10 protein-coding genes are annotated in these 10,430 nt (G+C 64.0%); 5 read left to right on the top strand and 5 right to left on the bottom strand.

Going from position 1 to position 10,430, the window contains the following annotated elements:
- The first annotated feature begins 69 nt into the window (after window positions 1-69).
- The 5 genes from ABHM97_RS09900 (at window position 70) to ABHM97_RS09920 (ending at window position 4,933) form a co-directional block, all read left to right on the top strand.
- On the top strand, window positions 70-435 hold the full coding sequence (locus ABHM97_RS09900; protein ID WP_349470526.1) for a YraN family protein: 366 nt from the start codon (window positions 70-72) through the stop codon (window positions 433-435).
- The gene (locus tag ABHM97_RS09905; protein WP_349470527.1) at window positions 436-1,977 is read left to right on the top strand and encodes a YifB family Mg chelatase-like AAA ATPase; all 1,542 of its coding nucleotides are present in this window, start codon (window positions 436-438) and stop codon (window positions 1,975-1,977) included.
- Window positions 1,974-3,203, top strand: coding sequence for a DNA-processing protein DprA (dprA, locus tag ABHM97_RS09910; RefSeq protein ID WP_502921276.1), 1,230 nt, complete (start codon window positions 1,974-1,976; stop codon window positions 3,201-3,203). The genes ABHM97_RS09905 and dprA overlap by 4 nt, the downstream gene beginning before the upstream one ends.
- Before the next feature lie 54 nt (window positions 3,204-3,257).
- A complete protein-coding gene (locus tag ABHM97_RS09915) occupies window positions 3,258-4,193 on the top strand; it encodes a tyrosine recombinase XerC (protein WP_502921277.1) in 936 nt (311 codons plus the stop codon).
- Between the two features lie 236 nt (window positions 4,194-4,429).
- On the top strand, window positions 4,430-4,933 hold the full coding sequence (locus ABHM97_RS09920; RefSeq protein WP_018776197.1) for a DUF3145 domain-containing protein: 504 nt from the start codon (window positions 4,430-4,432) through the stop codon (window positions 4,931-4,933).
- Window positions 4,934-5,026: 93 nt separating this feature from the next.
- Here the strand turns inward: ABHM97_RS09920 and ABHM97_RS09925 are convergent, their stop codons facing one another.
- From ABHM97_RS09925 to ABHM97_RS09945, 5 genes are all read right to left on the bottom strand, one after another.
- Complete coding sequence (locus ABHM97_RS09925) at window positions 5,027-6,262, bottom strand: beta-ketoacyl-[acyl-carrier-protein] synthase family protein (protein WP_235522075.1); 1,236 nt, start codon at window positions 6,260-6,262, stop codon at window positions 5,027-5,029.
- 131 nt (window positions 6,263-6,393) lie between these two features.
- Window positions 6,394-6,639, bottom strand: a complete 246-nt coding sequence (locus tag ABHM97_RS09930; protein WP_175320862.1) for an acyl carrier protein — start codon at window positions 6,637-6,639, stop codon at window positions 6,394-6,396.
- A 116-nt stretch (window positions 6,640-6,755) separates the two neighbouring features.
- Window positions 6,756-7,817, bottom strand: a complete 1,062-nt coding sequence (locus ABHM97_RS09935) for a beta-ketoacyl-ACP synthase III (RefSeq protein ID WP_349470530.1) — start codon at window positions 7,815-7,817, stop codon at window positions 6,756-6,758.
- The gene (locus tag ABHM97_RS09940; protein ID WP_235522077.1) at window positions 7,814-8,743 is read right to left on the bottom strand and encodes an ACP S-malonyltransferase; all 930 of its coding nucleotides are present in this window, start codon (window positions 8,741-8,743) and stop codon (window positions 7,814-7,816) included. Before ABHM97_RS09940 ends, ABHM97_RS09935 begins: the two co-directional genes overlap by 4 nt.
- Before the next feature lie 88 nt (window positions 8,744-8,831).
- A complete protein-coding gene (locus ABHM97_RS09945) occupies window positions 8,832-10,076 on the bottom strand; it encodes a PucR family transcriptional regulator (RefSeq protein WP_211713534.1) in 1,245 nt (414 codons plus the stop codon).
- Window positions 10,077-10,430: the final 354 nt, after the last annotated feature.

Raw genomic sequence — 10,430 nt, forward strand, 5'->3', positions numbered from 1 at the left:
GGGAGTTACCCACATAGCGCAATGACCTCCTGCCGCCCGCCGTCGCCAGCCTGAAAGCTGGTAGCGGAGGTGATGGTCATGAGAGCAAAAGACCTGCTTGGCCAACATGGTGAAGCATTGGCCGCGGAGTTCCTGGAGACCCAGGGAATGCGGATCGTAGATCGCAACTGGCGCTGCACGGACGGCGAAATAGACATTGTGGCCCTCGAGGGCGACATCCTCGTAGTCGCCGAGGTCAAGACCCGCCGAAGCCTGGATTACGGACATCCCTTCGAAGCCGTAGGTCCAGCCAAGCTGGCCCGCCTGCACCGGCTCGCGTCGTCGTGGTGCCGTGCCCACGAGGTGAGGGCCTTGCGCCGGCGCGTTGACGTCGTTGGCGTTGTCGACGACGGCATCGGGCAACCCGTACTGGAGCATCTGCGGGGTGTGGGCTAGATGGGGGTGGGGCGCAGCTACTGCGTGGCCCTGGTTGGCTTGAATGGCTACATCGTCGAGGTCGAAGCGGACATCGGACAAACGCTCCCAAGTTTCGTGATCCTGGGCCTGCCGGACGCGGCACTGAATGAGGCCAAGGAACGGATCCGTTCTGCCGCCCAGAACTCCGGTATCCCACTGAGCCGGCGAAAGATCACGGCCAATCTGATTCCGGCTTCACTGCCCAAGCGGGGATCCGGCTTCGACCTCGCCATCACCATGGCTGTCCTTTGTGCAGCGAACGATGTCCGCTCCATTGGCAGGACGGTGTTCATGGCAGAACTTGGCCTGGACGGACGGCTGCGTCCTGTTCGGGGAATCCTCCCGGCGGTTATGGCCGCCGTGCAGGCAGGCTTCCCGGACATCGTCGTGGCGGAGGCAAATGCCGCCGAGGCGTCGCTGGTGCCCGGGGCAAAGGTTCACGGGTACAAAACGCTCGCGCGGCTCGCCTACGATTTCGGTGCAGACCCCAAGGACCTCGTACTGGACTACGAGCCATCGGAGACTGGCACTGCCGAGGATGACGACACCACCGGGTTCCCGGAGCCTGACCTCTGTGACGTTTCGGGACAGGGAGAGGCGCGCAGGGCCTTGGAAGTCGCTGCAGCCGGCGGACACCACATGCTCCTGACCGGACCGCCGGGGGCCGGCAAAACCATGCTGGCCGAACGGTTGCCCGGACTGCTGCCTGACTTGGCGGATACAGCTGCCATGGAGGTCACTGCAATCCACTCCCTGGCCGCGATCCAGTCTTCAGCGGCGCGCTTGATCCGCAGGCCCCCTTTTGAAAACCCCCACCATAGCGCCACTGCAGCGGCCATCATCGGTGGCGGTTCGGGACTTCCCCGTCCAGGTGCGGCGTCGCGAGCACACCGGGGCGTCCTTTTCCTGGATGAGGCACCGGAATACGAGCGCCGGGTACTCGATGCCCTCCGCCAGCCGCTGGAAAGCGGGGAACTGGTCATCCACAGGTCAGCGGGCACTGCGGCCTATCCGGCCCGGTTCCAGCTGGTACTGGCCGCGAATCCGTGCCCGTGCGGCAAGGCGACCGGCAAAGGGACGGACTGCACATGTACGGCGATGATGCGGCGCCGGTACTTCGGGCGTATATCGGGTCCACTGCTGGATCGGGTGGACATCCAACTGCAGGTGGAGCGGGTGTCCCTGGCGGACTTTGGCAGTGCGTCACAAGAAGAAGACACCGCCACGGTCGCGGACCGGGTACTGGCGGCGCGGTCACGGCAGCTGGAGCGCCTTGTACCTTTCGGTCTCGAGGCCAACTCGCAGGTGCCCGGTCGCGTGCTGCGCGGAGAGCTGAAGTTGCCTCCGGGCACCACTCGGGTGCTGGACATCGCCCTTGAACGAGGTGCACTGACAGCGCGCGGTTACGATCGCGTCCTTCGGCTGGCATGGACACTGGCGGACCTGGACCAAACGGACAGGCCGGATATCAACCACATCGGACAGGGCCTCGGACTCCGCCAGGCTGCATCCGCAGCATGAGACGCAATTACACGAAAGGACCAAGCCACGTGCCAACAACCAGTCAGGAAAAGGAACGCATAGCCCGGGCGGCGCTGGCGCGGCTCATGGAGCCGCAAGACTCTGTGGGCCTGGCCCTGGTGCGGGCTGTCGGAGCCATCGATGCCGTGGGAGTGGCAACGGGGGAACTGGGTACCGGCCCCACGCTGGAACAGGAAATCTCCGAGCTCCTCATGGACGAGGGAGGCCCTGCCACGTGGCCAGGCCTCGCCGCCAGCCTCCGGCGTTGGGCACCGCGCGTCGCCGACCTTGCCCCTGAGCGCGACATGGAGACAATGCGGCGCTTGGGTGGGAGAGTCATTGTTCCAGGAGATGAGCTGTGGCCGGTGCAGCTGGCCGACCTCGGTCTGCAGGAGCCACTTTGCCTGTGGTGGAGGGGCAACGAGCAGCCGTTTCCCACTTCCCGACAAGCCGTGGCACTCGTTGGTTCAAGGGACAGCACCAGCTATGGCGCATCAGTGACCGGAGACTTCGCCTACACCCTTGCGCAACGCGGATACACGGTGGTCTCAGGTGGCGCTTACGGGATTGACGCCCAAGCGCACCGTGGGGCCTTGAGCGGTGGGAGTGCCGACATGCCCACCATTGCGGTCATGGCAGGCGGGGTTGATCGTTTCTACCCGTCGGGCAATGAAGAATTGCTCAGGGCCGTGTCGACGCAGGGAGCTGTGATCGCGGAGGTACCGCCCGGATCGGCTCCCACTCGCTACAGGTTCCTGCAAAGGAACCGGCTCATTGCGGCAATCGCTTCGGTCACCGTGGTGGTGGAAGCGCGCTGGCGTTCGGGGGCACTCAACACAGCCCACCACGCTGAGACGTTGGGCAGGGCTGTGGCAGCCGTCCCAGGGTCGGTGCACAGTGCCAATTCCGCCGGCTGCCACCGCCTCCTCAGGGACGGCGGAGCAGTATGCGTGACCGATGCCGGCGAGATCGCCGAGCTGGCAGGCGCAATGGGGGACGTGGACGGTGGAGAGAATGAATCTCCTCCCGCGGTACACGACGGATTGTGCCTGGAGGACCTCATTCTCCTGGACGCCCTCCCGCTAAGATCCGCCAGTTCGGTAGAGAAACTGACGGTGGTGGCCGGACTCAGCCCGGACGCAGTCCGTGCAGGGCTGGCGCGGTTGAATGTGCTGGGGCTCGCCACTTCGGACCGTGGAACGTGGAAGAGAGCCAAGAATGCCTAGACGGGCCGAGGAAGGGTATGTTGATGCTGCCTGTTGATACCCGCTACTGGCACAGTGGGAAGCGTGGATGGGCAATCATTACCAGTACCGCTGCAAAGCGCAGTTGAAGGATTCCGGCGCTATCTGGCGGGGGAGCGCGCCAGGTCTTCGCACACCGTTCGTGCCTACATTGCCGATGTCGAGAGCCTTCTCGGTTTTGCTGTTCAGGAAGGTGTCGGAGAGCTCAAAGATTTGGAGCTCGGTTCCCTTCGACGCTGGCTCGGTGCCCAGAGCGAAGCAGGCATGGCCAGGGCCACATTGGCCCGCAGAGCAGCCACCGCACGATCGTTCACCTCGTGGGCGTTGCGGGAAGAGCTGATTGGCGTTGATCCTGCCGTCAGGTTGCAGGCCCCCAAACGGGACAAGTCCCTTCCGGGCGTCCTCCACCAACAGCAGGTGACCAGGATGGTGGATGACCTGACAACGGCAGCCGAGGAGGGCGGTCCAATGGCCGTGCGGAACCGTGCCATGGTGGAACTGCTGTATGCCACCGGGGTCCGCGTAGCTGAACTCGCGGGCTTGGACATCGATGACCTGGATCCTGACCGACGGACACTCCGGGTGCTGGGCAAAGGTAACAAGGAACGCACGGTGCCATTCGGTGTCCCGGCGGCGATCGCTGTCGACGACTGGTTGAGGCGAGGGCGGCCAGCCGTCGTGACTGCCTTGAGCGGACCCGCATTGTTCCTTGGGGCACGGGGCGGCAGGGTGGATCCACGACAAATCCGCGCAGTGGTGAACAAAGTGTTGCAGGATCTGGGTGATACTTCGGCCACCGGCCCCCACGCGCTGCGGCACAGTGCCGCCACCCACCTGCTCGACGGGGGTGCGGACCTCAGGGCTGTGCAGGAAATCCTTGGCCACAGCAGCCTCGCGACGACACAGATCTACACGCACGTTTCCGTGGATCGGCTGCGGAAGAGCTACCAGCAAGCGCACCCACGTGCGTGACGCGCGGAAGTAAACCCCGCACTGGCGGAAACCGGCAGCGTACGGCAAAATGAAAGCACCACGGGGAAACCTTCGATGCACACTTGAGGGTTATATCTGTGCCAATATCGTCAGTAGCACTTCACATAAATGAATAGCCTGTCAGGGCATGCATGAACTTCATGGCACCGGCAGCAACAACAAACATCCAGGCAGAGGTCGTTGGGGAAGACGTACCTACAGCTATGGAGGATGGAATGTCTGTTGCAACAACCCGCGGTGTCTTGTTTGTGCACTCGGCCCCGACGGCACTTTGCCCGCACGTTGAGTGGGCCATCGGATCGGTCGTGGACAAGCGGACCGATCTTGAGTGGACCCCTCAGCCTGCTGCGCCTGGGATGTTCCGGGCTGAGCTGTCGTGGACCGGTGCGCCGGGCACGGGGGCGCAGTTGGCGTCTGCCCTGAGAGGGTGGGCCCATCTGCGCTACGAGGTTACCGAAGAGCCGAGCCAGGGCGTCGACGGGGCCCGTTGGTCCCATACACCCGAGCTCGGTATTTTCCATGCCGTCACAGACGTGCACGGGAACATCATGGTCACTGAAGATCGCATTCGCTATGCCTACGAGTCCGGTGCGGGGGACCCCTCAGCCGTTTACCATGAACTGTCCCTCGCGCTCGGTGAAGCGTGGGACGAGGAACTCGAGCCGTTCCGGCACGCAGCCGAAGGCGCACCCGTGCGTTGGTTGCACCAGGTCGGCTGACTCAAGACAAACACCACCCCATAGCAATGAAGAGGGCCCCACCGGATGGTGGGGCCCTCTTCATGTCTTCAGGCCGGGGCCTGGACGGTGCTTCTAGACGTTTCGGACAGCGATGACAGCGTTGTGTCCGCCGAAGCCGAAGGAGTTGCTCAGAGCGACGATATCGCCCGCGGGCAGGTCGCGAACGGAGGTCACGACATCGAGGGGGATCTCCGGGTCCTGGTTCTCGAGGTTGATGGTCACCGGTGTCTTGCGTTCGTAGACAGCCAAAACCGTCAGGACGGCTTCAACGGCTCCGGAAGCTCCCAGCAGGTGACCCATTTGGGATTTGGTGGCAGAGACCGCCACATTGTCCACGTGGGTACCAAGGGCGGCCCGGAGTGCGGTGTACTCAGGCTTGTCGCCCACCGGTGTCGACGTGGCATGGGCGTTGACGTGGACAACGTCTTCAGCCTGGATGCGGCCGTCGAACATGGCAGCCTTGAGGGCCCTTGTAGCGCCGAGGCCCTCGGGGTCCGGTGCCGTGATGTGGTAGGCGTCCGCGGTCACCGACGTTCCGGCAAGCTCTGCGTAGATCCGTGCTCCGCGGGCGATGGCGTGCTCCTCGGCCTCGAGGACCAAAGCGCCGGCACCTTCGCCCATGACGAAGCCGTCACGGTCGATGTCGTAGGGGCGCGATGCGCGCTCCGGCTCGTCATTCCGGCGGGAGAGCGCCTGCATGGAGGAGAACGCCGCCAAAGGCATCGGGTGGATGGCTGCTTCAGCGCCACCGCAGACCACCACGTCAGCCTTGCCGGACCGGATCAGGTCCAGGCCAAGGTGGAGGGCTTCCGTGCCGGACGCGCAGGCCGAAACAGGCGTGTGTGCTCCAGCGCGGGCGCCGAGGTCCAGGCTGACGGCAGCGGCTACGCCGTTGGGCATCAACATGGGGACGGTCATCGGAAGAACCCGGCGGGGACCCTTGTCACGGAGGGTGTCCCAAGCGTCCAGGAGCGTCCAGACGCCGCCGATGCCAGTAGCGAAGGCCACTGCCAAGCGGTCGTGGTCGATCTCGCCGATACCGGAATCCGCCCAAGCCTCACGGGCGGCAATGACACCAAACTGCGTGGACGGGTCCATGCGCTTGGCTTCCACCCGGCTCAGGACGTCCAGGGCCGGCGTCGAGCACCGGGCAGCAAAGTGGACGGGGAGGTCGTACTTGGCCACCCACTCATCTTCGAGCGTACGGGCGCCGGAGACCCCTTTCAGCGCGTTCTGCCACATTGTGGGTACGTCGCCGCCGATGGGAGTGGTGGCCCCCAGACCGGTTATGACTACTTTGCGTGCCATGCGATCACTCTCTGTCGGATCAGCCTGCCCTCCCGATGGATGCACGGGGGGAGGCAAGAAAAACTCTGGGCGTTATTGCGGCTGTGCCGGGCGCAAGGATGGAATCCCGGCCCGGCACAGCGTTGTCAGGACTAAGCCTGTGCGTTTGCGATGAAGCTGACGGCGTCGCCGACGGTCTTGAGGTTCTTTACCTCTTCGTCGGGGATGCGAACGCCGAACTTCTCTTCAGCGTTGACAACGATGGTCATCATGGAGATGGAGTCGATGTCCAGGTCCTCGGTGAAGGACTTGTCCAGTTCCACGGCTTCGGGGGCAAGGCCGGTTTCTTCGTTGACGATTTCAGCCAGGCCGGCCAGGATCTCTTCGTTGCTAGCCATTGTTGGCTCCTTTTCTTGTTTGTACCGGCTACTGCCGGAAAGGGGGGCAAACCGCGGTTACGGTTTGGGTTTGTAAGTCGTATTCAGTTGGCTGGAGGCCACCGGGACTCCAGGTTCTACGGCAGGACTACTACCTGCGCCCCGAAGACCAGGCCCGCTCCGAAGCCGATTTGCAGGGCAAGGCCGCCGCTCAGCTCCGGGTTTTCCTTGAGCAGGCGGTGTGTGGCCAGCGGGATGGAAGCGGCTGATGTGTTGCCGGCCTGGGCGATGTCGCGGCCGATGACAACGGACTCGGGGAGCTTCAGCTTCTTGACCATCTCGTCGATGATGCGCATGTTCGCTTGGTGGGGAACGAATGCCGCGAGGTCTGCGGCCTCGATACCTGCAGCGTCCAGGGCTTGCTGGGCTACCTTTGCCATCTCCCACACGGCCCAACGGAACACGGTCTGGCCATCTTGGCGCAGTGTGGGCCAGACATCCTGGGTGGCCGAAAGAATGGCGGGGTCGTCGATTTCGTCGGAGTGCCGTGCGGACTCACCAAGTTTCTTGACGTCTTCCAGCGAGTGCGTCATGCCGATGGCGTCCCATTTGCTTCCATCGGAACCCCAGACGGACGGGCCAATGCCGGGAGTGTCGGACGGGCCCACCACCACGGCACCTGCGCCGTCGCCGAGCAGGAAGGAGATGGTGCGCTCGTGGTTGTCGATGACATCCGAGAGTTTCTCGGCGCCGACCACCAGGACGTACTGCGCTGCGCCGGAGCGCACCAGGGCATCAGCCTGGGCCACGCCGTAGCAGTACCCGGCACAGGCGGCCGAGATGTCGAAGGCGGGTGCCGGCGTCGCGCCCAAACGTTCGGTGAGGGCGGCGGCGGCCGACGGCGTGGCGTAAGGGTGTGTCACGGTCGAGACAATGACTGCGCCCAACTGGGACGGTTCGATTCCGGCCTGCTGGATTGCTTCGCGCGCAGCACCTTCGGCCATGTCGATCACGCTGACATCCGCGGCGGCGCGGTGACGGGTGATGATGCCGGTGCGCTGGCGGATCCACTCGTCGGAAGAGTCGATCCACTGGCAAACGTCCTCGTTTGTGACTATGACGTCGGGGCGGTAGGCGCCGATGCCCAGGATGCGGGCGTTCTCATTGACCGCTGTCTTGTTCAGTACCGGGGTGCTCATGCCTGTCCTTCCAATTCAGCGAAAAGTGCAAGAGCCGCGGACAGGTCATCCGGGGTTTTTACTGCAACGGTCTTCACGCCGGGCATGCCGCGCTTGGCGAGGCCGGCAAGGGTCCCGGCGGGTGCAAGCTCGATGACGCCCGTGACTCCGCGCTCGACCATTGTTTCCATGCACTTGTCCCAGCGAACGGGCCGGGAGACCTGTGCAATGAGGCTCTCGACGGCCGCCTTGCCATCGGTAACTTCCTGGCCATCGTAGTTCGACAGCAACGGGACGGACGGGCTCTGAGGCGACAACGACGGCTTGAGGGCTTCCAAAGCGCTCACCGCAGGGGCCATGTGCGAGGTGTGGAATGCGCCGGCGACCTTCAGGGGAATCACCCGGGCCTTGGCGGGCGGGTTGTCTGCGAGAGCCTTCAGCTGGTCGAAAGTGCCGGCCGCGACTGTCTGGCCTGCGCCGTTGACGTTGGCCGGAGTGGCGCCGGAAGCTTCAATGGCTGCCAGGACCTCGGCGGGGTCGCCTCCCACCACGGCGCTCATGCCGGTGGGAGTCACAGCGGCTGCCGCTGCCATGCTGTTGGCGCGTTCACGGACGAAAGTCATGGCTTCGGCGTCCGTCAGGACGCCGGCAAGTGCGGAAGCCGTGATCTCACCGACGGAGTGGCCGGCCAGGATGACCGGGAGGCTGCTGAGCTCGACGTCGAAGAGCGAACTTGCAGCTATCAGGCCGGCTGCAACAATCAGCGGCTGCGCTACTGCGGTGTCCTTGATGGTTTCTTCGTCAGACGTGGTGCCGTGGGCCTTGAGGTCAATGCCTGCGATCTCGCTCAGGGAGGCCAACTGGCCTTCGACGGAGGGGAGTTCCAGCCAGGGGGCCAAAAATCCGGGGGTCTGGGAGCCCTGTCCAGGGCAGACGATTGCAAGCACGTATCCAGCTTTCCAAATTGCCACGTGATCCACTGGTGTTTTGGTACACCAAGCTCACTGGGTCAGTTTGTAGGAAGTCTACAACGGTTCAGTTCTGTGAACGCGACGCGTGACGTTCCGGGGCGGCTTTGGGTTGGGCCGAAAGCCGGCCCACAACCAGGGCCGTTTGCAGCACAAACGCCTCCCTGGGCAGGAGCGGATCCCAGCCTGTGACGTCGCAGACACGCTTCAAACGGTAGCGCACAGTGTTGGCATGCACGAACAGTTCCCGGGCCGTGGCCTCCAGGGAATGACCCAGCTCAAGGTAGGTTCCAAGGGTTTCCACCAGGCCGTTGGAGGCTGCGAGAAGGGGCCGGTAGATATTTTTGATTAGCGATCTGCGGGCTGCGTCATCGCCCGAGACCACACGTTCGGGGAGCAGGTCATCGGCCGCCACCGGGCGCGGAGCCGAGGGCCAGGCGCGGGCGGCCGTGAGGCCCGCGAAAGCCGCTTGTGCCGAACTGCTCGCCTCGACCAGCGAACCGGCTTCGGGTCCGTACACGACGGCGCCGGGGGCAAACAATTCGCTGAGCTTGACGTAGGCCGTGTCCCGGTCCTGTACCCCGCCCAGAATGAGGATCAACCGATCGCCTTGGATTCCCACCAGTGCGTCCTCGGCGAAACGTCCGGCGGTCCGGCGCAGTTCGCTGACGTAACTGGCGCTGGGTTCCGACGGCGAATTGCCCACCATGACGGTGAACCGCTCCTGGGCTTTCCAGCCCAGGGCAGCGATCCGGGACCGCAAAGCATCAGTGTTTTCGCCTCGAAGAATGGCATCCACAATCAACGCCTCAAGGCGTGTGTCCCAGGAACCCCGCGATTCAGCTGCACGTGCATAAACGTCCGCTGCCGCAAACGCGACCTCCCGCGAGTATCGCAGGACCGCTTCGCGCAGCGATGGCTGGTCCGACTCCGGAGCGATCACGGGCACCTGGTCTTCGACAACTTCGACGACGATGCGGATCAGCTGCAGCGCCTTCTGCAGGCTGATGGAGCGCGTCAGTTCGGTGGGGGCATTACCAAAGACATCGGTGAGGATCCACGACGGCGAGCTCGGACGCTCGTACCACGTCACGAATGCGGCGATGCCATTCTGGGCCACCAACCCCAGCGCCGAACGCTCGTCCGAGCTCAGGCGGCTGTACCAGGGCAGTGACTTCTCAAGCTTTCGCATGGTGCTGGTGGACAGTTGCCCAACGTTGGCGCGCAGCTGCCGCAGGGTTTCGGCCTTTTCGGGCGACAATGCCGGGGTTGCTGCCTTGCGCTTGGAAGTTGTTTTGACGGGCTCTGCCATGGAACGAGCATACGGCCCATCCCGGGCAAGCTCCATTTGTGAGAAGGCTACAACTGACGTTGCTGCCCGTCACGTCCTGCCGGGCACGCTGGCTGCCCGGTTAAAGCCCGACGGCGGCCCCCACCTTTCGGTGGAAGCCGCCGTCGCGCCACTGCTGTTGTTACGGGACGTACCCGGCAACTATTTAGGCGTCGCCGCCTGCTCCGCCGGTGGTGCCGGCGTTGACATCCAGGAGCCGATACTTCTCGATGGCCTTCTCCAGTGCGTCCTCGGCAACTTCGCCCTTGGCGGCGAGGAGTTGCAGGGTTTTGGCGACGATGGAGTGGGTGTCGTTTTTGAAGTAGCGGCGTGCGG

The organism is Paenarthrobacter sp. CAP02 (assembly GCF_040137855.1).
In the GTDB taxonomy this organism is placed as follows: Bacteria; Actinomycetota; Actinomycetes; order Actinomycetales; family Micrococcaceae; genus Arthrobacter.

Coding starts and splice junctions, on each gene's coding strand:
- ABHM97_RS09905 (WP_349470527.1), top strand. CDS start 436: ATGGGGGTGGGGCGCAGCTACTGCGTGGCCCTGGTTGGCTTGAATGGC.
- dprA (WP_502921276.1), top strand. CDS start 1,974: ATGAGACGCAATTACACGAAAGGACCAAGCCACGTGCCAACAACCAGT.
- ABHM97_RS09920 (WP_018776197.1), top strand. CDS start 4,430: ATGTCTGTTGCAACAACCCGCGGTGTCTTGTTTGTGCACTCGGCCCCG.
- ABHM97_RS09925 (WP_235522075.1), bottom strand. CDS start 6,262: ATGGCACGCAAAGTAGTCATAACCGGTCTGGGGGCCACCACTCCCATC.
- ABHM97_RS09930 (WP_175320862.1), bottom strand. CDS start 6,639: ATGGCTAGCAACGAAGAGATCCTGGCCGGCCTGGCTGAAATCGTCAAC.
- ABHM97_RS09935 (WP_349470530.1), bottom strand. CDS start 7,817: ATGAGCACCCCGGTACTGAACAAGACAGCGGTCAATGAGAACGCCCGC.
- ABHM97_RS09945 (WP_211713534.1), bottom strand. CDS start 10,076: ATGGCAGAGCCCGTCAAAACAACTTCCAAGCGCAAGGCAGCAACCCCG.